The sequence below is a fragment of the Amycolatopsis sp. cg5 genome (assembly GCF_041346955.1).
Lineage (GTDB): Bacteria > Actinomycetota > Actinomycetes > Mycobacteriales > Pseudonocardiaceae > Amycolatopsis.
In genome coordinates this window covers 5325970-5348922 of sequence record NZ_CP166849.1, presented here as the reverse complement: position 1 = coordinate 5348922, position 22953 = coordinate 5325970, and the positions used below count along the sequence as shown (strand labels likewise).

24 protein-coding genes are annotated in these 22953 nt (G+C 70.8%); 12 read left to right on the top strand and 12 right to left on the bottom strand.

Annotated features, from left to right (window positions below; all coding sequences use genetic code 11):
* Positions 1-27 precede the first annotated feature (27 nt).
* A complete protein-coding gene (locus tag AB5J62_RS24005) occupies positions 28-705 on the bottom strand; it encodes a TetR/AcrR family transcriptional regulator (protein ID WP_370942176.1) in 678 nt (225 codons plus the stop codon).
* Between the two features lie 285 nt (positions 706-990).
* Here AB5J62_RS24005 and AB5J62_RS24000 point away from each other — a divergent pair, with 285 nt between their 5' ends.
* The gene (locus tag AB5J62_RS24000) at positions 991-1749 is read left to right on the top strand and encodes an SDR family NAD(P)-dependent oxidoreductase (RefSeq protein ID WP_370942175.1); all 759 of its coding nucleotides are present in this window, start codon (positions 991-993) and stop codon (positions 1747-1749) included.
* A gap of 8 nt (positions 1750-1757) precedes the next feature.
* Here the strand turns inward: AB5J62_RS24000 and AB5J62_RS23995 are convergent, their stop codons facing one another.
* The 4 genes from AB5J62_RS23995 to AB5J62_RS23980 are packed head-to-tail and all read right to left on the bottom strand — an operon-like array spanning position 1758 to position 4962.
* Positions 1758-2735: a Gfo/Idh/MocA family protein gene (locus AB5J62_RS23995; protein WP_370942174.1), complete on the bottom strand. Its 978-nt coding sequence runs from the start codon at positions 2733-2735 to the stop codon at positions 1758-1760.
* The gene (locus tag AB5J62_RS23990) at positions 2732-3340 is read right to left on the bottom strand and encodes a dTDP-4-dehydrorhamnose 3,5-epimerase family protein (protein WP_370942173.1); all 609 of its coding nucleotides are present in this window, start codon (positions 3338-3340) and stop codon (positions 2732-2734) included. The genes AB5J62_RS23995 and AB5J62_RS23990 overlap by 4 nt, the downstream gene beginning before the upstream one ends.
* A complete protein-coding gene (locus AB5J62_RS23985) occupies positions 3337-4506 on the bottom strand; it encodes a cytochrome P450 (protein ID WP_370942172.1) in 1170 nt (389 codons plus the stop codon). Before AB5J62_RS23985 ends, AB5J62_RS23990 begins: the two co-directional genes overlap by 4 nt.
* Positions 4507-4518: 12 nt before the next feature.
* Positions 4519-4962: a nuclear transport factor 2 family protein gene (locus AB5J62_RS23980; protein WP_370942171.1), complete on the bottom strand. Its 444-nt coding sequence runs from the start codon at positions 4960-4962 to the stop codon at positions 4519-4521.
* A gap of 165 nt (positions 4963-5127) precedes the next feature.
* Between AB5J62_RS23980 and AB5J62_RS23975 the strand changes: the two genes are divergently transcribed.
* From AB5J62_RS23975 to AB5J62_RS23950, 6 genes are read left to right on the top strand one after another with little or no spacing between them, the layout of a single operon-like run.
* Positions 5128-5910 carry an SDR family NAD(P)-dependent oxidoreductase gene (locus AB5J62_RS23975; protein WP_370942169.1) on the top strand — a complete coding sequence of 261 codons (783 nt, stop codon included), beginning with the start codon at positions 5128-5130 and terminating at the stop codon, positions 5908-5910.
* A gap of 35 nt (positions 5911-5945) precedes the next feature.
* Positions 5946-6875 carry an aromatase/cyclase gene (locus AB5J62_RS23970; protein ID WP_370942168.1) on the top strand — a complete coding sequence of 310 codons (930 nt, stop codon included), beginning with the start codon at positions 5946-5948 and terminating at the stop codon, positions 6873-6875.
* Positions 6868-9096 (top strand): AMP-binding protein, encoded by a 2229-nt coding sequence (locus AB5J62_RS23965; protein WP_370942166.1) that lies wholly within the window; start codon positions 6868-6870, stop codon positions 9094-9096. Before AB5J62_RS23970 ends, AB5J62_RS23965 begins: the two co-directional genes overlap by 8 nt.
* Positions 9093-9860, top strand: coding sequence for an SDR family oxidoreductase (locus AB5J62_RS23960; protein WP_370942165.1), 768 nt, complete (start codon positions 9093-9095; stop codon positions 9858-9860). The genes AB5J62_RS23965 and AB5J62_RS23960 overlap by 4 nt, the downstream gene beginning before the upstream one ends.
* 14 nt (positions 9861-9874) lie before the next feature.
* Positions 9875-11083 (top strand): FAD-dependent monooxygenase, encoded by a 1209-nt coding sequence (locus AB5J62_RS23955; protein ID WP_370942164.1) that lies wholly within the window; start codon positions 9875-9877, stop codon positions 11081-11083.
* A 12-nt stretch (positions 11084-11095) separates the two neighbouring features.
* Positions 11096-11869, top strand: coding sequence for a cyclase family protein (locus AB5J62_RS23950; RefSeq protein WP_370942163.1), 774 nt, complete (start codon positions 11096-11098; stop codon positions 11867-11869).
* A gap of 108 nt (positions 11870-11977) precedes the next feature.
* Here the strand turns inward: AB5J62_RS23950 and AB5J62_RS23945 are convergent, their stop codons facing one another.
* Together AB5J62_RS23945 and AB5J62_RS23940 are read right to left on the bottom strand one after the other, a co-directional pair.
* The gene (locus AB5J62_RS23945; protein ID WP_370942162.1) at positions 11978-13069 is read right to left on the bottom strand and encodes a Gfo/Idh/MocA family protein; all 1092 of its coding nucleotides are present in this window, start codon (positions 13067-13069) and stop codon (positions 11978-11980) included.
* Complete coding sequence (locus tag AB5J62_RS23940) at positions 13066-14004, bottom strand: SRPBCC family protein (RefSeq protein ID WP_370942161.1); 939 nt, start codon at positions 14002-14004, stop codon at positions 13066-13068. Before AB5J62_RS23940 ends, AB5J62_RS23945 begins: the two co-directional genes overlap by 4 nt.
* A gap of 124 nt (positions 14005-14128) precedes the next feature.
* Here AB5J62_RS23940 and AB5J62_RS23935 point away from each other — a divergent pair, with 124 nt between their 5' ends.
* Positions 14129-15127, top strand: coding sequence for an aldo/keto reductase (locus tag AB5J62_RS23935; protein ID WP_370942160.1), 999 nt, complete (start codon positions 14129-14131; stop codon positions 15125-15127).
* A gap of 76 nt (positions 15128-15203) precedes the next feature.
* Here AB5J62_RS23935 and AB5J62_RS23930 read toward each other — a convergent pair whose 3' ends face one another.
* From AB5J62_RS23930 to AB5J62_RS23910, 5 genes are read right to left on the bottom strand one after another with little or no spacing between them, the layout of a single operon-like run.
* Positions 15204-16679: an FAD-dependent monooxygenase gene (locus AB5J62_RS23930; RefSeq protein ID WP_370942159.1), complete on the bottom strand. Its 1476-nt coding sequence runs from the start codon at positions 16677-16679 to the stop codon at positions 15204-15206.
* A 25-nt stretch (positions 16680-16704) separates the two neighbouring features.
* The gene (locus AB5J62_RS23925) at positions 16705-17724 is read right to left on the bottom strand and encodes a methyltransferase (RefSeq protein WP_370942158.1); all 1020 of its coding nucleotides are present in this window, start codon (positions 17722-17724) and stop codon (positions 16705-16707) included.
* Positions 17721-18635, bottom strand: coding sequence for a glucose-1-phosphate thymidylyltransferase RfbA (rfbA, locus tag AB5J62_RS23920; protein ID WP_370942157.1), 915 nt, complete (start codon positions 18633-18635; stop codon positions 17721-17723). The genes AB5J62_RS23925 and rfbA overlap by 4 nt, the downstream gene beginning before the upstream one ends.
* A complete protein-coding gene (locus AB5J62_RS23915; RefSeq protein WP_370942156.1) occupies positions 18632-19807 on the bottom strand; it encodes a nucleotide disphospho-sugar-binding domain-containing protein in 1176 nt (391 codons plus the stop codon). The genes rfbA and AB5J62_RS23915 overlap by 4 nt, the downstream gene beginning before the upstream one ends.
* A 35-nt stretch (positions 19808-19842) precedes the next feature.
* Complete coding sequence (locus AB5J62_RS23910) at positions 19843-20097, bottom strand: acyl carrier protein (protein ID WP_370942155.1); 255 nt, start codon at positions 20095-20097, stop codon at positions 19843-19845.
* 168 nt (positions 20098-20265) lie between these two features.
* On the opposite strand from AB5J62_RS23910, the gene AB5J62_RS23905 reads away from it, so the two are divergent.
* From AB5J62_RS23905 to AB5J62_RS23890, 4 genes are read left to right on the top strand one after another with little or no spacing between them, the layout of a single operon-like run.
* Entirely contained in the window at positions 20266-21276 is a 1011-nt protein-coding gene (locus tag AB5J62_RS23905; protein WP_370942154.1) for a beta-ketoacyl-ACP synthase 3, read from the top strand.
* Positions 21276-21683, top strand: coding sequence for a MaoC family dehydratase N-terminal domain-containing protein (locus tag AB5J62_RS23900; RefSeq protein WP_370942153.1), 408 nt, complete (start codon positions 21276-21278; stop codon positions 21681-21683). The genes AB5J62_RS23905 and AB5J62_RS23900 overlap by 1 nt, the downstream gene beginning before the upstream one ends.
* Positions 21680-22006 carry a MaoC/PaaZ C-terminal domain-containing protein gene (locus tag AB5J62_RS23895; protein ID WP_370942152.1) on the top strand — a complete coding sequence of 109 codons (327 nt, stop codon included), beginning with the start codon at positions 21680-21682 and terminating at the stop codon, positions 22004-22006. The genes AB5J62_RS23900 and AB5J62_RS23895 overlap by 4 nt, the downstream gene beginning before the upstream one ends.
* Positions 21999-22940 (top strand): NAD-dependent epimerase/dehydratase family protein, encoded by a 942-nt coding sequence (locus tag AB5J62_RS23890; RefSeq protein WP_370942151.1) that lies wholly within the window; start codon positions 21999-22001, stop codon positions 22938-22940. Before AB5J62_RS23895 ends, AB5J62_RS23890 begins: the two co-directional genes overlap by 8 nt.
* Positions 22941-22953: the final 13 nt, after the last annotated feature.

Here is a 22953-nt window from a genome sequence, read left to right as displayed (position 1 = left end):
CGAAGCCGCCGCCCCCTTGGTGCGCCACTAGGCCTCACCGCCGTACTCGGCCGGGATCTTCGACATGTCGAACGCCCCGTGCAGGAACAGGTGGATCAGCGAGGCGATGCACACCGGCTCGCGGGAGCCGCTCGCGCCACGTGACCGCGCGAACAGCAGGTCGAGCAGCACGCTCGCCAGGTCCTCCGGCGGCAGCCGCAGGCCCGCCTTCTCGGGCTCGAACAGCGCGGCCAGCGCTTCGCGGGTCTGGTCGATCCCGGCCGTGCGGCTCTCGCCACCCCGGCGGGGCGCCTCGCCGTCGGCGGGTGCGCCGCGGCGCGGTCCGGCCCGGTGGCCTGACGCGTGCATCGCGCCCAGCACCCGGCCCATCCGGCCGACGTGCGCCTCGAGCGCGCCCGCGGCTTCGATCAGCCGCTCGTGCAGTGAGATGTCGAGCGGGATCTCGGCGATGGCGGCCAGCGCGCCGTCGGGGCGCAGTGCCTCGGCGAGGCAGGCGTCGAGCAGTTCCTCCTTGTCCTTGAAGACGCGGAAGATGGTGGCTTCGCCGATGCCCGCGGCGGCGGCGATCTTGCTGGTGGTGATCGCGGCGCCGTGCTCGGCGATCAGCGGCAGGGTCGCCTGGATGATCATCGCCCTGCGTTGGTCGGTGTTCATTCCCGGCGCTCGGCGCCGGCTGGGCTCTGGGGTGTCAGGTGTCTTCGTCATGCCCCGAATACTACGGAGTGAGTACTCACTCCGTCAAGCCGGATCGAGCGCGCGTCCAGCCGGAGTCGAGACGGACTGCCCAGGATTGCTTGTGCAGCTAGTGTTCCGTGATCCCACTTGCCTTGCGTCGCTGCGGCCCACGCGGCCCCTGGCGGCACCGGGGAAAACCCCGAGTACAACCCGGTACGAGGGATTTTCCCCGGCACCGCCAGGAACCACGTGGATCCACAGCGACGCAAGGCAGCAGGATCACGGAACACTAGGCGGACAGCGAAGGAGCAGAGCATGGCGGACAAGCCGTTCGACGCCAGGACCGTGGTCGTCACCGGAGGCGGGACCGGCATCGGCCGCGCCACCGCGCTCGCCTTCGCGGCGCTCGGCGCGCGCCGGGTGCTGATCACCGGCAGGCGGGCGGACCGGCTCGCCGAGGTCGCCGCGCTGGACGCGGCGATCACGCCGGTCACCGCCGACGTCACGACCGAGCGGGGAGCGGGCGAGGTCGCCGAAGCGGTGCGCGAGCACGGCGGCACGCTCGACGTGCTCGTGCACAACGCGGGCGTCTTCCGGCACACCCCGGTGGACGGGCTCGAATCCGCCAAAGCGCGGGAAGTGCTCGAAACCAACGTGCTCGGCCCGATCACGTTGACCTCGCGGCTGGCGCCGCTGCTGCGCTCGCCGGGCGGGAGCGTCGTGCTGGTGTCCAGCATGGCGGCGGGCAAACCGGTGCCCGGCGCCGGCGTCTACGCCGCGAGCAAGGCCGCGGTCGACTGCCTCACCAGGGCATGGGCGCTCGAACTGGCGCCACGCGGGATCAGGGTCAACGCCGTCGCCCCGAGCTCCGTGCGCACCGAGGTGTGGGCGGCGGGCGGGTTCAGCCCGAAGCAGATCGACGCGATCTTCGCCGCCGAGGCGGCGAAGACCCCGCTCGGGGTGAACTGCCGTACCGAGGACGTGACGCCGTGGATCACCCGGTTCGCGGAGGACTCCAGCGCGTTCGTGACCGGCCAGGTGCTCACCGTCGGAGGCGGCGCCGACCTGACGTGAGCACCCGCTCACGTCATGATCCGCCTGGAGCCGTCCCTGACCTGGTCCATCAGGGCGGCCTGGCGCAGCGAGCCGTCGAGGTGCCCGTCGAGATCCGTGCCGTCGAGCACCGCGCGGGCGAACAGGGCCACCACGTTGGCGAACTGGTCGTCCGGCGGCAGCGTCAGCTCCTCGCGGTGGTCCTGCCGCTCGATCCTGACCACCGGCTGATGGGTGACCGGCGGGGTGAACACCCGGTCGAGGAACAGCCGTCCGGTGCTGCCGGCGAACTCGTAGCTCGTCACATAGGAATGCTCCATGCCGAACGTGAGGTTCGCGGTCACCCCGGCAGGCGTGGCCAGCAGCGCCGTGCCGGACAGCGGGAGGTCCAGCCCGCGGTCGTGGCGCAGCACCCCGCCCGCGAATTCCAGGTCTGGGCCGAGGAAATGCAGCGCGGCGCGCAGCGGATAGCCGCCGACGTCGAGCAGCCCGCCACCGCCGACGCCGGACTGGTAGCGGATGTCGCCCGGCGGCTTCGGCGGGATGGTGAACGTCGCGCTGAACCCGCGCGGTTCACCGATCGCGCCGCCGTCGATCAGCTCGCGCACCGCGCGATGCTGCGAGTGGTGCAGGAACATGAAGTTCTCGAACAGCAGCCGCCCGGTGGACTTGGCGAGATCGGCCAGCTTCGCGGCGATCGGCAGGTCCGTGGTCAGCGGCTTCTCCGCCAGCACGTGCTTGCCCGCGAGCAGCGCGCGTTCGGTCCACTCGGCGTGCAGCACCGCGGGCAGCGGGATGTAGACGGCGTCGATGTCGGCGCGGTCGAGCAGCTCCTGGTATCCGGTCACCGCGGCGCAGCCGAACCGCCGGGCGAACCGGTCCGCCTTCTCCGGCGTCCGGCTCGCCACGGCGGCGATGGTCACGCCGGCGTCGGCCGCCATCGCGGGCAGCATGCGCCGCCACGCGATGTCGGCGCAGCCGAGCACTCCGAACCTGACCTGGCTCACCGGCTCGTCTCCTTCGCGGCGGCGTAGTGGGCGAGGCACTGCTCATAGGTCGGGAGCAGGCCCAGCGCGACGGCCTCGTCGAGCGTCGGCGCCGCGCGGTCCTTCTCCGACATGATCGGGTCCTCGGTGAGGTTCCACGGTATCCCGATCTTCGGGTCGAGCGCCTGGATGTCGAGCATCGTGCCGTGCACGTACTCCGCCGCGCACACGTAGTTCATGCACACGTCGTCGGTCAGCGCCAGGAACGCGTGCCCGAGCCCCTCGGCGATGCAGACGGTGATCCCGGACTCCTCGTCCTGGATGGTCGTCTCGTACATGCCGAAGGTCGGTGACCCGATGCGCAGGTCCACCACCACGTCGAGCACCTGGCCGCGCACGCAGGTGATCACCTTGGCCTGGCCGGGCGGCATGGTGGTGCCGTGGATGCCGCGCAGCGTGCCGCGTTGCGAGACCGAGTAGTTCACCTGCTCGACGGTGAACGGGCGGCCCATGGCCGCGGTCAGCTCGCTCTGGCGCCACGACTCGTAGAAGTTCCCGCGCAGGTCCGGGATCTGGTCCGGCACGATCCGGAACGCGTCGGGGATCGTCATCTCGGTGATCTTCATGACCGCGCCCTCCGGGGTTCGCCGAGCGTTACGGGCAGCGCGTGCAGGCCGCGCATGATGTTCTCCCGCCAGCTGACCGGCCCGGCCAGTGCCAGCCCGGGGAAGCGCCGGACCACCGTGCCGATGGCGATCTCGGCCTCCAGCCTGGCCAGCGGCGCGCCGAGGCAGTGGTGGATGCCGTGGGAGAAGGCGAGATGCGGGTTGGGGTCCCTGGTGATGTCGAGCCGGTCGGGATCGGGGAACCGCCGGGGGTCGCGATTGGCGCCACAGAAGGAAATGAGCACCACGTCGCCCGCGCGGATGCGCAGGCCCGCCGTCTCGATGTCCTCCCTGGCGATCTGGCCCGCCGCGCTGAAGGAGCTCTCGTAGCGGAGGAACTCCTCGACGGCCGAGCCGATCAGCTCCGGGCGCTCGCGCAGCAGCGCCAGCTGGTCCGGGTTGGTCAGCAGCGCGTGGATGCCGTTGCCGATGAGGTTCGTCGTCGTCGCGTAGCCCGCGGCGATGAGCGCGATGCCGAGCTCGACCAGTTCGGGCTCGCTCAGCACGGCGTCGCCGTCGCGGGCCGCGATCAGCGCGCTCAGCAGGTCCTCGCCCGGCTCCGCCCGCTTCCGCGCGATCAGCTCGACGATGTAGTCCTTGGTCCGGTCGTAGACCTCTTCGCGGTTCTCGGCGACTTCGCCGGCGAGGATCTTCTCGGTGCGGGCACGCACGTCGTCCCTGTCCGACTCCGGCGCGCCGAGCATCTCGCAGATCACCGCGATCGGCAGCCGGTAGGCGAACCGGTCGAGCAGGTCGACGGGGCCCTCGGTGTCGAGCTCGTCGAGCATGCCGTCGACCAGCTCCTGCACCCAGCCGCGCAGCCGCTGGATCCGGTGATGGGTGAACGCCTTGCCGACCAGCCGGCGGATCCGGGTGTGGTCCGGCGGATCCGAGTCCACCGCGGCCACTTCGCCGTCGTCCGGCCGCCTGCGGGAGAACCGCGGGTCGGCGAGCAGCTCGCGGGCGAGGTCGTAGCGGGTGACCAGCCAGACCTCGCCCATGAAGCTCGTGTGCGCGCGGACGGCCGGTCCCAGCTCGCGCAGCCGCGCCAGCCCCGGGTACGGATCGGCGGCGCAGACCGGGCTTTCCGCCAGCGGGACGACCGGGATGTCGAGGTCGCTCGTCATCGTCAGCTCCTCTCAGAGATCGTCGCGGGTGACCCGGCGGTCGGCCACGAGCAGGTCCGGCCCGTCGGCGACCAGCACGTCCTCGCAGCTGGTGCTCACGTGCACCGCGGCCTGCCCGCCCTTCGGCGTGTTGATCACCAGCGCGTAGCTCCTGGCCTTGATCGTCCCGTCCGGCTGCTCGGCCACCGTCAGCATGCCCAGCCAGTGCCTGCGCACCAGCCCGTCGGCCGCCAGTTTCGCGACCGCCGCGCGTGCGCCCGCGGCGATGTTCTCCCGGCCACTGACCGGTTCCGGGTGCGCGTTGGCCGCGAACACGCCGTCCTCGGTGAAGGTGGCCGCCCACTCGTCGACCCGGCCGTCGTCGAGCAGCTGCATCTGCCACGCGTAGAACTGCTGAACCCGGTGATAGAGCCCGACATCGGCTCGCCAGTACTGGGCAGTCGAAGGCAACACCATGGGATTCCTTTCCCAGCAACGGATTCGGCCAGCTGAGACTGGCCACCGGTGCTCAAGCAGCACTCAACGGGTGGTCGAGGTTCGCCGGTCAACCACGCATCGAGCGGGGTTCGAGCAAGCGCCACGACGCTCGGCGGACCGAGCCGAACGGACGAAGGAGGACCCGTGCCAGAAGAGCGGAAGGTCGCGGTGGTCACCGGTGCGACGCGGGGCATCGGCCGCGCGGTCACCGAGCAGCTGGCGGGTGCCGGTCATGCCGTGTACGTGTGCTCCCGCACCGCGGACGAGCTCGCGGTGGCGCTCAAGGAGCTCACCGAGCGAGGACTCGAAGTGGACGGCACCACCTGCGATGTCCGCTCCCCGGAAGAGATCCGCGCGTTCGTCCGGTCCGCTGTGGACCGGTACGGCCCGATCGACGTGCTGGTCAACAACGCCGGGCGCAGCGGGGGCGGGATCACCGCCGAGATCGCCGACGAGCTCTGGTTCGACGTCATCGCCACGAACCTGCACAGCGTGTTCCTGATGACCCGCGAGGTGCTCACCACCGGCGGCATGCTCGGCAAGCAGCGTGGCCGGATCGTCAACATCGCCTCCACCGGAGGCAAGCAGGGTGTCGTGTTCGCGGTCCCGTATTCGGCGTCGAAGCACGGCGTGATCGGCCTGACGAAGGCGCTGGGGCTGGAGCTCGCGAAGACCGGTGTCACGGTCAACGCGGTGTGCCCCGGCTACGTGGAAACCCCGATGGCGCAACGGGTCCGCGAAGGCTACGCCGCGCACTGGGGCATCACGGAGTCCGACGTCCTCGAGCGGTTCGAGGCCAAGATCCCGCTCGGCCGGTACTCCACGCCCGCCGAGGTCGCCGGGATGGTCGGCTACCTCGTCTCCGAAGCGGCGGACCCGATCACCGCGCAGGCGATCAACGTCTGCGGCGGCCTCGGCAACTACTGACCGGTCAGCACAGCAGCAGGAGAAAGGGAGCCGCCGTGCCTCACGACGAGCACCGCGTCACCGTCATGGCGCCCGCCGAGATCGTCTTCGACCTGATCTCGGACGTGCGCCGATGGCCGTACACCCTCACCCCGACCATCCACGCCGAACAGCTCGAGCGCACCGGCGGCACCGAGCGGATCCGCCTGTGGGCGCTCGCGAACGGCGAAGTGAAGACGTGGACCTCGCTACGGGAGATCGACGCGACGGGCAAGCGGGTGAGTTTCCGGCAGGAGGTCACCCAGGCGCCCGCCGCCGAGATGCGCGGCGAGTGGATCCTCGAACCGAACGGCCCGAGGGAGACCTCCGTGCTGCTCACGCACGACTACCGGGCCATCGACGACGACCCGGAGCGTGAGCAGTGGATCCGGCTGGCGGTGGACCGCAACAGCGTCGCCGAGCTCGACCGGATCAAGGTGGCCGCCGAGCGGCGCAAGCTCGACGAGCTCACTCTGTCCTTTGAGGACTCACTGCGCATCGGCGGTTCCGCAGGCGACGTCTACGAGTTCCTGTACCAGGCGAAGGCGTGGCCGGAGCGGCTGCCGCACGTCGCCAGGCTGGAACTGGAGGAGGACGTGCCCGGCGTGCAGCGGATGGAGATGGACACCAGGGGCGCGGACGGCTCGGTGCACACCACCAAGTCGATCCGGATCTGCTTCGACGGCGAGCGCATCGTCTACAAGCAGACCGAGGTGCCCGCGCTGATGAGCGCGCACACCGGCGAATGGCAGCTGGAGCCCGACGGCGACGGGGTGCTGGCCACCTCACGGCACACCGTGGTGATCGAGCCCGCCGCGGTGCCGAAGGTGTTCGGCGAGGGCGCGACGCTGCGCAAGGCCCGGGAGTTCGTGCAGCAGGCGCTGAGCAAGAACAGCTGCACGACTTTGGCGCACGCCAAGGCTTTCGCGGAGGCACGCCGTGGCTGAGACCGTCGACGCGCTGCTGTCGGCGGCGGCCGCCGAGGCAGGCGCGAAGACCGCCATCAAGGCGGACTACGGCGACATCGGGTACGCCGAACTCGACCAGGCGGCCACGATGTGCGCCTCGGCCATCCGCGGGCTGCTCGGCGACCGGCGCTGCCGGATCGCGCTCGCGTCGCCGCTGCATCCGGATTTCATCACCGGGTTCAACGGGATCGCCCGCAGCGGCAACGTGGTCGTGCCGGTCAACCCGATACTGCCGCCGCACGCGCTGGAGCACTTCCTGGCGGTCACGGACGCCGAGCTGGTCTTCGTCACCACCGAGCTGTTCGCGCAGCTGAAGCGGATCCGGCACCGGCTGCCGAAGCTGCGGGAGGCCGTGCTGATCGGGCCGGGCCCGGTGGAGGACGCCAACGACATCAGGACGATCGACGACCTGAGCGCCGCGTACGAGGTCAGGGGCAACGCGATGGAGCCGCCGAGGCTCGACCCCGACGACGTGGCGTGCGTCCACTTCACCAGCGGCACGACCGGCACGCCGCGCGGTGTCCAGCTCACCCATCGCAACCTCACGGTCAACGCCGCGCAGGTCGCGCGGGCCCACCGGCTCGACGGCGACTCCGTGGTGCTCAACCACCTGCCGAAGTTCCACCTGATGCACCTCAACTCCGCGATCCACGCCAAGGCCACCCAGGTGCCGTGCACCGCGCGCGAGGCGGCGGCGGGCATCGAGCTGGCGAACCGGGTGAAGGCGAGCCACTTCTACACGATCCCGTTGCGGCTCAACCAATTGGCCGAGGATCCCGAGCTGGGCCGGTTGCGTCTCGACACCGTGCGCATGATCGCCTCCGGTGGGACGGCGCTGGCCAAGCGGGTGGCGGTCCGGCTCACCGAGCACTTCGAGGTGCCGGTGTTCCAGGGCTACGGGCTCGCCGAGACCTCGCCGCTGACCCACTCCGCCGGCCCCGACCGGCCGCGGCCCGGCTCGGTCGGTCCGGTGGTCGACGGCACCGAATGCCGCGTCGTGTCGCTCTCGACCGGCGAGGAGGTGCCCACCGGGGAGCACGGCGAGGTGCTGGTGCGCGGGCCGCAGGTGATGAAGGGATATCTGGACCCGGCCGAGCCGTCCGGGATCGACGCCGACGGCTGGCTGTCCACAGGGGACGTCGGCTACCTCGACGAGGACGGCTTCCTGTTCATCGTCGACCGGCTGAAGGACTTCTTCAAGTGTGACAACTACATGATCTCGCCCTCGGAGATCGAAGCCGTGCTCGAAGCGCATCCGCTGGTCCGCGAGGCAGCGGTCGTCGACTACCCCGACCGGCTCAGCGGCGCGGTCGCCAACGCCTTCGTGGTGCTGCGCGACGGCGGCACCGACGATTCGCCCGCCGAAATCGCGGCGTTCGTGGCCGAGCGGCTGCCGTACTACCAGCACGTCCGGCACATCGAGGTGGTCGGCGTGATTCCCCGGCTGCCCAACGGCAAGGTGCGGCGGCGCGACCTCAGGGCGGAACTGATCACCCGGCGCGAACTGACCACGCGGGGTGGAAACCACGGAAGGAGCCCCGGCATGGACGAGGCACAGGACCTGAGCAACCTCATCGCGGTGATCGCCCGGTTCACCACCAAGGGCGACCCCAAGGCCTTCGAGAAGTTCTTCCTGGAGCACGTGGAGTTCATGCGCGCGCAGGAGGGTTTCGGCTCGCACCAGGCGGTCACGCTCGCCGACGACCCGAAGGTGTACGTGAACTTCGGCTGGTGGCTGAACCAGGAGGTGTTCCAGAAGACCGTGTCCAGCGAGGAGTTCCGCGCGCACCAGGGCACCATGCGGTCGATGCTGGCCGGCGCCGAACTGGACCTGTGCAAGAACCTCTTCCGGATCAACGCCGACGCCGAAGCCGGTGAGCGCGGTGACTTCGACACCCCGAGGATGAACATCACCACCTACCGGGTGCACTCGTCGGCCGAGGAGTTCGAGACCGCGTTCGCCCACTACGCCAAGTCCATCCGGATCCTGTACGGCTTCGGCTACGGCGACCTGAACCGCTCGCTGCAGGACCAGTCGAAGTACACCGGGATCGGCTACTGGTGGGACCCCGAGGCCTACGACCGGATGGCGGGCAGCGAGGCGTACCTGGCGCTGGGCAAGCTCGCCGACATCACGGTCGAAGAGGTCGAGCACGTCGCGTGGAACCGCGCGCTGGACCCGGCCGAGACCGCCCGATGACCGCGGAGGAAGGCTCGACGCTCGGCCTCGAAGGACGGGTCGCGGTCGTCACCGGCGCGACCAGGGGAGTGGGACTGGCGATCGCGCGGAAGCTGTGCGCCTGCGGGGTGCACGTCTTCCTCGACTACGCGCACTCCGACGACGACGCCGCGCGGGCCGTCGAGCAGCTGGCCGGGCTGAAGGGGACGGCGACCGCGGTCAAGTACGACATCGGGGACAAGGGCGTCGCGCCCCGGCTGCTCGAAGCCGTGCGCGAGCGGCACGGCAGGCTGGACGTGCTGGTGCACAACGCGGCCAGCTTCCACCCGATGACGGCGGCCGAGCCCGCGATCGGCGAGTTCTGGGACGACGTCCGGCTCGGCGTCAGCCCGCTCGTGCAGACGGCGTCGCGGTTCACCGAGCTGATCGAGCCAGGCACCGGCCGGATCATCGCGGTGTCGAGCCTCGGTGCGCGCGCGGTGGTGCCCCGGTACGTCGCGCAGGGCGTCGGCAAAGCGGCGCTGGAGAGCTACATCCGTTACCTGGCGGCCGAACTCGCGGCCTCCGGCATCGCGGTCAACGCCGTCTCCACGTCCAAAGTGGACAAAGGACAGTCCGGCCGCGAGGGCGAGATGGTCCGCGCGCTCGCCGGGCGCACCCCCGGCGGCAGGCTGACCAGGCCGTCGGACGTGGCCGACGTGGTCGCCCTGCTCTGCACCGACGAGGCGGCCTGGATCAACGGGCAGGTCATCACCGCCGACGGCGGGCTGAGCTTGCTCGCCTGAGAACTGGAGCGAGAGTGGACCTCGAGGTCGATTTCTGTGTGGTCGGGGGTGGCCCGGCCGGGCTCACCCTCGCACTGCTGCTGTCCCGGTCCGGCGCGAGTGTCGCCGTGGTCGAGCGCAGCCGTTCGATGGACCGCGAATACCGTGGCGAGATCCTGCAGCCGGGCGCGCTGGCGTTGCTGGCGGAACTGGGGGTGCTCGACGGCGCGCGTGCGCGTGGCTGCCGTGAGCACTCCCGGTTCCGGTTCGTCGACTCCGGCCGCGCGCTGGTCGACATCGACTACCGCGCGCTGGAGCCGCCGTTCAACCACCTGCTGAGCATTCCGCAGCGGCACCTGCTGGAGGAACTGTCCGCCGCGTGCCAAGACGTGCATCAGCTGCTCGGGTACCGGGTGAGTGAACTCGTGCTCGAAGACGGCCGCGTGCGCGGCGTCGTGGCGACCGGCGTGGACGGGCCGCGGGTGGTGCGCGCGCACTGCGTGGTCGGCGCGGACGGCCGGTACTCGAAGACCCGGCAGCTGGCCGGGATCGAGTTCGACCGGATGGACGTGTTCGACTACGACGTCGCGTGGTTCAAGGTGCCCTGCCCCGGAGACCGGCCACCCGATGTGCAGGTGTTCAGGGCCGCGGGCAGTCCCGTGCTGGTCTACGAGTCCTATCCGGACAGCCTGCAGATCGGGTTCGTGGTGCCGCACAAGGGTTTCCGCTCGCTGACCGAGCAGGGCATCGACGAGGTGCGAGCCGGTATCGCGGCCGCGATACCGCCGTACGCCTCGCTGATCGAGGCACACCTGACGAGCCTTTCGCAGCTGAGCCTGCTCGACGTCTTTTCGGGTTCCGCGAGGACGTGGAGCCGCGACGGCCTGGTGCTGATCGGCGACGCCGCGCACACGCACAGCCCGATCGGGGCGCAGGGGATCAACCTGGCGGTGCAGGACGCCGTCGCGCTGCACCCGGTGCTGATGGCTTCGCTGCGCGAGCGGGACCCGAGCGCGGCCGTGCTCGACCGGTTCACCGCGTCGCGCGAGCCCGACATCGCGAAGGTGACGAAGCTCCAGCTGATGCAGAGCAGGGGCATGCTCTCACGCGGCAAGGTGGCCGCGCTGCTGCGGCCGAGGGTGGCGCCGCTGCTCTCCCGCACCCCGGTCTTCCGCAAGGTGCTCGACCGGCTGGCCTACGGCAACCGGTCCATCCAGGTGGCAGGCGAACTGTTCGTCCATTGAGGAGGCAATACGATGGCTTTGGTCGACCTCTCGTCGCCCGTCGACGCGAAGTTCTGGGAACCGGACCCGGTGGTCCACCAGGTGCTGACCCCCGCGGACGGCGCCAAGCACATGAGCGCCGAGATGCGCGAGCACCTCGGGCTCGAGTTCGACCCGAACGTGCTGCCGGACGCCGAGTTCCTGAACAACGACACCTTCACCCTGACCGTCCACACGGGAACCCATGTGGACGCTCCCGCGCACTACGGCTCGAAGACCACGTATGGCGACGGGGTCCCGCGCACGATCGACCAGATGCCGCTGGACTGGTTCTGCCGCCCGGCCTTCGTACTGGACCTGCGCGACGCCGGCACGCAGCTGGTTGGCGCGGATCTGCTGCGGCGCAAGCTGGACGACCTCAACTACGTGCCGAGGCCGCTGGACATCGCGCTGCTGCACACCGGCGCGGAGCAATGGCTCGGCACCCCGGAGTACTTCGGCAAGTTCACCGGCCTCGACGGCCCGGCCGTCGAACTGCTGCTCGACCTGGGCATCAAGGTCATCGGCACGGACGCCTTCAGCCTGGACGCGCCGTTCCCGTACATCATCGAGCGGTATCAGGCCACCGGCGACCCCGGTGTGCTGTGGCCGGCCCACTTCCTCGGCAGGCGGCGCGAGTACTGCCAGATCGAACGGCTGGGCAACCTGGAAGCCTTGCCGCCCAGCGGTTTCCGGCTGATGTGCTTCCCGGTCAAGCTGACCGGCGCCGGCGCGGGCTGGGCTCGCGCGGTCGCCGACGTCCCGTAACCACGCGGGGGTCGTGAGTGTTTTGGCCGGTTCTAACCGGCCAAAACACTCACGAGTCCTTCAGCCAAAGGCCCCCGGCGATTCGTCGCTGGGGGCCTTTGTGGATGGTCAGGCCACCGGGATCGGTGCCCGCTCGGTGATCGAGCGGGCGGCCGCGTCCAGCACGAGCTGGCCGAGGTGGCCGTCGGCCAGGGTGGGGACGTGGGCACGGTGCTGGCCGCGGAAGGCGGCCAGCATGTCGCCCGCCTGGGTGCGGGCGCCGTGGTTCATCGCCGCCATGACCTCCTCGAAGGAGCCGGGTGCCGCGTCGCCGAGGTCCATGCCGTCGGCGGGCACCACCTCGGGCTGCTTGCCGGACAAGGCGAGCACGACCTCGGCCGGGCGGTCCGAGGTGTAGGCCAGCGTGCCCCGGTCGCCGATGAGCTCGAGTTCGTGGCGGAACCTGCGGTACGGGCTCGACGGCAGCACCCTGCTGGTCACGAGCGAGCAGCGGGCGCCGGACGCCAGCGTCAGGTCGAGCGTGCAGTCGTCCCAGTTCTCCACCGCCCTGCCGACCCCGGCCTCGTCGGCGCGCACGCCGACGACGGTGGTGCCGGTGGCGCTCACGGCGGTGACCTCGCCGCCGAACCAGCGTGCCAGGTCGACCGCGTGCGGCCCGAGATCGCTGAGCACGCCGTAGGAGTACTCGCTCGCGCCGTAGCGCCAGTCCCACGGCGCCGACGCGTCCGCCGACAGTGAACTCGCCGTCGTGTAGCGCAGATGACGGAGTTCGCCGAGTTCGCCGAGCAGGCCGTGTGCCGTGCGGATCGCCGCGTTCCAGCGTTGCGTGAACCCGGCGACCGTGGGCAGCCCCGCGCAGGCCTCTGTCATCGTCTTCGTCTCGTCCGCGTTGCGCGCCAACGGTTTCTCGCAGAACACGGGCAGCCCGCGAGCCGCCGCCGTGACGACCGCGTCCACATGGGACGCCGGGGGAGAGGCGACGACCAGCGCGTCCAGTTCGACCGTGTCGAGCATGGTCTCCAGCCGGTCGAACGGCTCGCTCGTGCCGAACTCGCGGCTCGCCGCGTCCGCGCGGGCGAGGTCACGCCCGCAGACCCCGGCCACCACGGCGCCCGCGCCGATCAGCGCGGGCGCCAGATACCGCTTGCTCCACCAGCCGTGGCCGAACAGCCCGACCCGCAGCGGTGCCGCCGCCATCATCCGCGCCGGCGCTGGAGGTACTCCTGCGCGCTCTTCAGCGCCGCCAGGTTCCGGCCGCCGCGCACCTCGGCCACGTGATGCTTGGCCTCCTCCATGGTCCAGCCGCGCTTCGCGACGCCGTTCGGCTTGAGCAGCTCGGTCTGCCCGGTGGTGACCAGCACGCCGTCGGCGGTCTGCTCGAAGGTCATGTAGCCGTACAGCATGTCGTCCAGCGGGGGCAGGCCCTCCAGCTGACGCCACATGATCTTCTCGTTCGGGAAACAGACCCTGGCCTGCTTCGTGGTGTGCACGGCGCCGCTGGGCACCTGCACGTCCATCACCACGACCTGCTGCAGCGGCACGTCCTCGTGCCTGGTCGCGGTGAGGCAGTGCGGGATGCGCTCCGGCCAGCGGTCCGCCTCGTAGAAGTAGTTGTAGACGTCCTCGATCGGCTCGTCGATCACCAGGAACGCCTCGTAGGAGACCTCCAGTGAGCTGATCTCCTCGTGGTTCTCGGCGAAGTCCTTGAGCCTGCCGAGCTGCATGCCCGCGCCGCGGTCGAGCATCGCCGCCGCCTGCTCGGCGGCCGGGTCGTCACTGTCCACAGTGAACTCATGGCGCAGTTCGACGACGGTTTCACCCTGTGACTGCTTGAAAGACCATTCGCCGGTGACGGCGAGCAGCGGCGCCCCGGGGTTCTCGTGCTCGAAGGCGATCCGTCCGGCGTGCCGGTCCAAGGTCCGGCGGGCGCGCCAGGTGCGGACCGCGTCGAGCTGGCGCTCCCACGACCACCGCTCGACCCGGTCGGCGGAGTCACTGCGCTCCAGATACGCGGTGTGGATCACCGGTGTGAACACCCGCCGCAGCTGGCTGACGTCGGCGACCAGGTCGTACATGAACTCGGCTGACGCCTTCACGGTGATGCTCTGGGTGGAGTCCCTGGTGACGGTTGGCACGGGCTCGCTCCTCTCTGCGATGACCGATCCATCGTCCGGCCCGGTACTGGACCGCCGTTCGAGGCCGGATCCAGTACCGGCCGCCACGCTTGCCCGGCGTTGTCCGGCAAGCGAAGGAGCACACGTGGAGATCAGGAAGCTCGGCGTCGGCGGCCCCGCCGTCTCCGCCATCGGCCTCGGCTGCCTCGGCCTGTCGGGCGGCTACGGGGCGATCGGCGCCGACGAGGCGGTCACGGCCATCAGGCACGCGCTCGGCCGCGGGGTGACCATGCTCGACACCGCGGACTTCTACGGTGGCGGTGAGAACGAGCGGCTGGTCGCCCGCGCCATCGCCGGCCGCCGCGACGAGGTGGTGATCGCGACCAGGGGCGGCGTGCGCGCGAAGACACCCGGCGGCCCGCCCGTCGTGCTCGACGGTTCCCCCGGCTACCTGCGGCAGGCGCTCGAAGCGTCGCTGAGGAGGCTCGGCGTCGACACGATCGATCTGTACTACCTCGGCCGCGTCGACCCCCAGGTGCCGGTCGAGGAGAGCGTCGGCGCGCTCGGCGAGTTCGCCGCCGAGGGCAAGATCAGGCACCTCGGCCTGTCCGAGGTCTCGGCGCACACACTCGCGCGTGCGCACGCCGTCCACCCGATCGCGGCGGTGGAGAGCGAATACTCCTTGTGGGAACGGCATGTCGAGTCCGAGATCCTCCCGGCGGCGCGCGAACTGGGCACCGGCCTGGTCGCGCACAGCCCGCTGGGCAAGGGTTTCCTGGCCGGTCTGTTGTCCTCGGCCGACCAGCTCGGCGAGACCGACCACCGGCGCAACCACCCGAGGTTCCAGGGCGAGAACTTCCGCGACAACCGCGCGCTGCTGTCCGAAGCGGCGAAGATCGCGGCCGGGCTCGGGATCACCCTGGGCAGGCTGGCACTCGCCTGGCTGCTTTCGCGTGGTGACGACATCGTCCCGATCCCCGGCAGCAGGCGGATCACGCACATCGACGACAACACCGCGGCCGTCCGCACCCGGCTCACCCCGTCGCAGATCCTCGCGCTGGACGAGATCTTCGCGGCGGGCCGGGTCTCAGGCGACCGCCACCCGGCCCACCGCAAGCTCGCCGGCGCCGACCGCGACGGCTGACCGGGATAAAGCCCGCTTTACTCCCGGGGATAAAGCGGGCTTTATCCCCGGGAGTAAAGCCCGCTTTATCGCTGTTTCAGCGCTGGACCGGGGTCGTGGGTTCGCCGAACCAGGACGTGAGGGTCCGGGTGAGCGAGTCCGTGTCGGTGCCAGCCCAGGCCACGTAGCCGTCCGGGCGGACGAGCAGGGCGGGTGACGGCGGGTCGTCACAGCGTGCGGCCAGCAGGTGGACGGAGTCCGCCCAACGCCCGGCCGCGGTCAGCGGCGCGGGGTCGGCCGCGAGGTCGAGCAGCACCGGCTTGCCTTGGCGCAGCAGGGTGACCAGTGTCGTCTCGCCGTCCGCGGTCTTCAGCGCCAGGTCGCGGGCGAACCGGCCGGTGAGCGGATCGGCGTCCTCTGTGGACGGATAGCGCGTGCTCGCGCCGGAGACGAGCTCGGCCAGATAGCGGTTCGCCTCGGGGATGTCCAGCAGGTGCTGGAAAAGCGAGCGCAGTGCCGTGACGTTGCGGTGCGGGTCCAGCAGCGCCAGCTGGGTGCGGCTGTACTCGAGCACCTCGGCGGCAACCGGGTGGCGTTCGGCGTGGTAGGTGTCGAGCAGGCTGTCCGGAGCGCGGCCCTGGATACGGGCGGCGAGCTTCCAGCCCAGGTTGGCGGCGTCCTGCAGACCCAGGTTGAGGCCGAGGCCGCCGTACGGGAAGTGCACGTGCGCCGCGTCGCCCGCCAGCAGGACCCGGCCCTCGCGGTAGCGGTCGGCCTGGCGGGTGGCGTCACCGAAGCGGGTCATGAACGACGGGTCCGTGATTTCCAGGTCCCTGCCGAGTATCCGGCCGACCGCGGCGCGGAACTCCTCGATCGTCACCGGCGCGTCGCGGTCGGGGTGCGGCCTGCCGAACTCGGTGGTGACGATGCGGACCACGCCGTTCGGCCGGGGATTGATGTTGACCGTGCCGCCCGGTGTCCTGGTGATGCCGCGCTTCTCGGTCGCCATCGTCGGGAGCGTGCAGTCGCAGAGCATGCCGCCGACCGTGGGATCGGTGCCGGGGAAGCCGATGCCTGCCAGCTTGCGGGTGGTGCTGCGGCCGCCGTCGCAGCCGATGAGGTACCCGGTGTGCAGGTTGTACGTGCCGTCCGGGCCGGTCGCCTCGACGGCGACCCCGTCGGCGTCCTGGGCCAGCCCGGTCAGCTCGTGCCCGCGCTTGATCACCACCCCGAGTTCCCGCGCGCGGGCTTCGAGCACCTCCTCGACCTGGATCTGCGAGACGTTGAGCAGATACGGGTGGTCCGCGTTCACCGGATGCAGCTGCAGCAGCGGCCACATGCCGGCGAACGGCATCTTCGGCCAGGCGACCCGCTCGCCGACCAGCAGGGTGCTGAGCAGGTCCCGCCGGTCCAGTGTCTCGGCGGTGCGGGCGTGCAGGCCCCAGGCGCGCGCGTCGGCGGGGCGCGCGGTGGTGCGTTCGAGCACCACCACGTCCACGCCGGACAGGCCCAGTTCGCAGGCGAGCATGAGCCCGACCGGCCCACCGCCCGCGATGACCGCGTCGGTCTTCATGCTGACTCCTCGTTCGTCGTGCCGGTCAGGCCAGCTCACCGCTGACCACGCGCAGCGGCAGGCCCGGCTTTTCCCGGACCTCGATGTTCGCCAGCCCGGCGCTGGACAGGATCTTGCGGTACATCACCGGCGAGTGGAGCTCGCCGCGTTCGGTCCACGCGAGCATCAGCAGGTTCAGCATGTGCGCGTGGTAGTCGGCGGCGGGCGGGCCGTCGACCGGCATGAAGCCGACGATCACCACCTTCCCGCCCGGTTTCAGCGCGCTCACGAGCTTGCGTGTCAGGTCGATGCAGCGGCTCGCGGCGAACTGGAAGAGGAAGTTGCCCAGGATGATCACGTCGTACTCGCGCTGGAGCTCGACCTCGAACGCGTCGCCAGGCAGGTAGTCGACCCGGTCGTCGACGCCGAGCCGCTTCGCGTGGCCCTTGGCCACCTCCAGCACGTCCGGCCAGTCCTGTGTGGACACTGTGGCGCGCTCGTCGCGCGCGGCGAGCGCGAAGCCGAACAGGCCGTGCCCGGCGCCGACGTCGAGCACGTCGAGCGTCTCGCGGCCTTCGGCCCACGGCCCGACCAGGTCGGCGACGAACTCGGCTCCCGGCTTGGTCGCGAAGGTCAAGTGCGTCGCGAAGTCCACCCAGTAAGGGAAATCGGGGGTTTCCGCGTTGGTCTCCAGCCGGGTGCCGCCGTGCCGGACGACGTCGGCGAGGTCGCGCATGGCGTCCCATTCCCAGTCGCTCGCCGCGACGCGCACGATGCCGCCGCAGTACTGCGGGCTGGTGGTGACGAGCAGCTCCTTCGCGCCGCCGGAAAGCTGGAACTGCTCGCCGTCGGCCTCGATCAGCCCGGCCGAGGCGAGCCCGCGCAGCAGGCCGCGGGTCGCCCTCGGATTCGTGCGCAGCATCGCGGCGACGTCGTCCGGGTCGGCGGGGCCCTTGGCGAGCGCGTCGAACACCCGCAGCTCCAGCGCCGCGCGCAGCAGATAAGTCGACTTGAACGCCGTCATCATCGCCAGCAGCGAGCCGCGGTCGATGCCGTTTTCGGTCATGGTGTGCCCTTTCTGGCCAGCTGCGGCGTCAGGTGTGCCGAGCCGGCGCGGACCGCGATGTCCATCACGTACTGTCCGTACCCGGAATTGGCGGACTCCTCGCCGAGCCGGTAGCAGGTGTCGATGTCGATGAAGCCCACGCGCAGCGCGACTTCCTCCAGGCACGCGATCCGGACGCCTTGGCGGTGTTCGAGGATCTGGATGTACTGCCCGGCGTCCATCAGCGAGTTGTGCGTCCCGGTGTCGAGCCAGGCGAACCCGCGCCCGAGGTCGACGAGTTTCGCCTTGCCAGCGTCGAGATAGACCTGGTTGACGTCGCTGATCTCCAGCTCGCCCCGCGCGGACGGCCGCAGCCCCCGCGCGATGTCGACGACGTCGTTGTCGTAGAAGTAGAGCCCGGTGATCGCCCGGTCCGACTTCGGGTGCGCCGGCTTCTCCTCGATGGAGATCAGCCTGCCGTCGGCGTCGGTCTCGCCGACCCCGTACCGTTCCGGGTCGGTGACCGGATAACCGAACAGCACGCAGCCGTCGATGTTCCTGGCGTGGCGGCGCAGCACCTCGGAGAACCGGGGGCCGTGGAAGATGTTGTCGCCGAGGATGAGCGCGACCTCGTCGTCGCCGATGTGGTCGGCGCCGACCAGGAACGCGTCGGCGAGCCCGCGAGGCACGGGCTGCTCGGCGTAGGTGATCTCCAGCCCGAGCCGGGAACCGTCGCCGAGCAGCCGCTCGAACAGCGGCAGCTCCAGCGGGGTGGAGATGACCAGTATCTCCCGGATCCCGGCCAGCATCAGCACCGAGAGCGGGTAGTAGATCATCGGCTTGTCGTAGACGGGCAGCAGCTGCTTGGAGATGCTGCGGGTGAGCGGGTACAGCCTGCTGCCGGTGCCACCGGCGAGGATGATGCCTTTCACAACAGTTCCAAAGCCTTGACGATCTCGGATGGCTCGGGTTGTGCCTGGATCTCGGCGCGGACCCGCTCGGCGGCCTCGGCGTAGGACGGGGTTTCGAGCACGTCGACGATCGACTGGCCGATGAGCCCGGCGTCGGCCCGGTCCCGCTCGCCGATGATCGCCAGCCCGCCGCCGCTGGCGTGCACCCGCTCGGCGTTGGGCACCAGCAGCGGGCCGTCCTGGGCGACGATCACCTGGGGCACCGCGTTGGCCAGCGCGGTCAGCGCCGTGCCGGCGCCGCCGTGGTGCACCACCAGGTCGCAGTGCCGCATCACCTGGTTGATCGGCAGCGTGCCGACGGCACGCACGCCGTCGGGGAGCGGGCCGAGGTCGGCGTGATACTCCTGGGGGACAAGCAGAACTGCCTCGGCGTCGCCGAGTTTCGCCACCGCCTGGCCGGTTCCCTCGATCACCGAGGCGAACTCGCCGCCCTTGGCCAGTGATTCCGCCGACCACAAGCCGAAGGACAGGCAGATCCGCCTGCCCGCCGCGCGTTCCAGTGTCCACTCGGGAACGGCCGCGGTGCCGTTGTACGGCAGGAACCGGATCGGCGACGCGACCGGGATGTTCGGCGACTGCACGCTGGGCGGGCACGGGTCGACGGTGAGCGCCGGGTCGCCGATGCCACTGCCGCCGAGGCGCACGCACGTGTCGTGCAGCGCCTTCTTCAGCGGCTCCACCAGTATCGAGCTGAAGTTGTCGATGCCCCAGCGGTGCACCACGCCGGGGATGCCGAGCGCGGCGGCGACCACCTGGCCGCTGAACTCCATCGAGTCGGTGATGATCAGGTCGGCGCCCCAGCCGCGGGCGAAGGCCGCGTAGTCGTCGACGTACTCCTCGAGGTCGTCACGCCAGCGCTGCCCGAGCATGGCGATGCGCTCGGGGTCCAGCGAGGGCAGCGTGGTGCTCGACCCTGGCGCGGAGAAGGGATCCTTGCGCCGCACCGGTGGCCGCCGCGCGCCGCCGTCGTCCGGGCCGACCAGCCTGGTCGGCAACCCGGCCTCGTGCGCGGTGCGCACCGAGTCGGCCTTGCCGAGGAAGACGACCTCGTGACCGGCCGCCCGTAACGCCCAGGTGAGCGGGATCATCGGCAGCAGATGGGTCGGCACCAGCGCATTCACCAGCACACGCATGTGGCTCTCCGTCTCGCGTAGGTGGATGGGGACGCTCAGGCGTTCCGGAGCGTGCTGTTGACCGAGTCGAGCAGCAGGCGCGGGGTCTTGAAGGTGTCGACGTCCTCGTCGGGGATCCGCACCCCGAGCGTGTCCTGCAGCCTGGTGACGACCTCGAACACGGCCAGCGAGTCGAGGCCGAGCTCGTCCCACGCGGTGTCGAGCGTGCTTTCGCCGATCGTCGAGACGCCGTCCGTGCCCACGCACTGCTCGACGACGGACTTGAGATCGGTGATGGTCAGTTCCGGCATGGCGCGCTCCTGGCATGGCTGGCGTGGAAAGGGATTCCGGGCACCGGCGATCGTCGTCAGCCGGGCTTGAACGGTGGTCGAAGAGCACTCGGGCGCGGCGCTTCCAGTCCCGCTCCAGCCGCGCGCGAGCCTGGCTGCGCACGGTGGGGCCGAGACCGGGAGGACAACGTGACCCCAACGCTGCAGGCCGCCGAACCGTCCCACGCACGGGTGCTCGGCGTCGGTGCGTACCGGCCGCGCCGGGTGGTGACCAACCCCGAGGTGTGCGCGCACATCGACTCGACGCCGGAATGGATCGAAAGCCGGTCGGGGATCAGGACACGCCGGTTCGCCGGGCCTGACGAGACCTTGTGCGCCATGGCCGTTTCCGCGGGGAAGGCCGCGCTGGCGGACGCCGGGATCGACCCGGACCAGCTCGACTGCGTGATCGTGGCGAGCATGTCGAACCTGGTGCAGACGCCGCCGCTTTCGGTGCTGGTGGCCGACGAGCTCGGCGCGCGCAACTCGGCCGGGTTCGACCTTTCCGCCGCCTGCGCGGGTTTCTGCCACGCGCTCGCCGTCGCGGGCGATCTGGTGCGCGCGGGCAGCGCGCGGCAGGTGCTGGTGATCGGCGCGGAGCGGATGACCGACATCGTCGACCGGACCGACCGCACGATCGCGTTCATGTTCGCCGACGGCGCCGGCGCGGCGGTGGTCGGCTCGTCCGCCGAGCCGGGCATCGGCCCGGTGGTCCGCTGGGCCGACGGGCGCTCGCGCGGCGGGCTTTACATGAACACCACCTGGGCACAGTTCCGTGACGACCCGACCCTCGAGTGGCCCGCCATGAAGATGGACGGTCAGCGGGTTTTCCGCTGGGTGGTGGAAAACGCGGTGCCCGCGGCCAAGGAAGCCTTGCGGCGCGCGGGAATCGGCGTCGGCGACCTGGCCGCGTTCATCCCGCACCAGGCGAACGTCCGGATGATCGAAGTGCTGGCCGACCGGCTCGGGCTGCCCGCCGCGGTGGCCGTCTCGCGGGACGTGGTCACCGCGGGCAACACCTCGGCCGCGTCCATCCCGCTCGCCATGCGGGCCATGCTCGACGCCGGCGCCGCCGAACCCGGCGGCGCGGCGCTGCTGATCGGGTTCGGCGCCGGGCTCAACTACGCGGGCCAGGTCGCCCTGCTGCCGGGACGCTCCTGATGGGCCTCGACCGCTCGTTCGCAGGCCGCGAGTACCCGGCGGGCGAGCCGTACGAGGTCGGCCGTGAGAAGATCCGCGAATTCGCCGCCGCGCTGGGCATCGAGGGGCACGACGGGCTCGTCGCACCGCCGACCTTCCCCATCGTGCTCGCGCTGCGCGCGGCCGAGCGGGTGACGCGGGAACCGGGGCTGGGCTTCGACCACACCCGCACCGTGCATCGTGAGCAGCGGTTCGAACACCATCGGCCGGTGCGCGCGGGCGACCGCCTGACCGTGCGTGTCACCGTGCTCGACGTCAAGTCGATCGCGGGCACCGACGTGCTGGTGACCAAGGAGGAGATCGGCACCGTCACCGGGGAGCCGGTCTGCACCACGGTCACCACGCTGATCGCGGGTGGCGGGCGATGACCGCGTCCTTCCGGCTGAGCCGGGCCGATCTCGTCCGGTACGCGGGCGCGTCCGGTGACTTCAACGCGCTGCACTGGAGTGACGAGGCCGCCGCCGCTGCCGGGCTTGGCGGGGTGGTGGCGCACGGGATGCTGCTGGCCGGACTGGCCATGACGCTGGCGGGCGAGTGCCGCGCGAGCTCGGTGAAGTTCCTCAAACCCGTCGTGGTGCCGGAAACCGGGGATGTGGTGATCACTGTGGACAGTGCGGAGAAGCCGGACGGCGCCGAGCTGACCGTCAGGTGCGCCGGCGAGCTCGTCGCCAGGGTGAACGTCCGTGGCTAGGGTGATCGTGCTGGGCGGCACCGGGTTCGTGGGGCGCTGGGTCTGCGCCGAGTTCGTGGCCCGCGGCTGGGACGTGCTGGCCGTGGCGCGCACGCGCGCGCCGGTGCCCGCCGGGGTCCGGCTGGTGCGGCTCGATGTCGCCGCGACCACGGCGGACGTGCTCGCCAGGCTGGTCACCGGCGCCGGCCCCGATGTGGTGGTGAACGCCGCAGGCCAGGTATGGGACCTCGACGAGGAACTCGTGCTGCGGTCGAACGTCACGCTGGTGGAACGCATGCTGGCCGCACTGGAGAAGTGTCCGATAAGGACAGTGCTGGTGCATCTGGGCTCATCCATCGAATACGGGCCGCAGGCACGTGGCGTCGCCGTGCGCGAGGACCTCGTCGCGCGGCCGGTGAGCGGGTACGGCGCAGCCAAGCTGCGCGCGACCGAACTGGTGCTCGACGCCTTCGCGCGCGGCCACGTCCGCGGCGCGGTGCTGCGGCTGTGCCAGGTGATCGGGCCGGGCCAGCCGTCGCAGAGCCTGCTCGGCAGGGTCGTCGGCGGCCTGCTCGCCGCCGAGCCGGTGACCTTGGGCCCGCTGCGCGACGAACGGGACTTCGTGGACGTGCGCGACGTGGCCACCGCGGTCGTCAAGGCGGCCGAAGTGGCGCCGGACCGCGTGGTGAACATCGGCCGCGGCTCGGTGACGCGCGTGCGCGCGCTCGTCGACGGCCTGATCGCGATCGCCGGGGTGAAGACCGAAGTGGTCGAACGCGAGTCACCCGCCGGGCGGCGCTCGGCCGGGATCGCCTGGGAGCAGGCGGATATCTCGCTGGCCCGCGACCTGCTCGGCTGGTCGGCCTCGCGTGCGGTCGAGCAGACACTGCGTGATCTCTGGCTCGCCGCTTCGAGCGCGCATCGAGGCCATCTCCAACCGCTGGCCCGAAACTGACTTCCGGTACGGC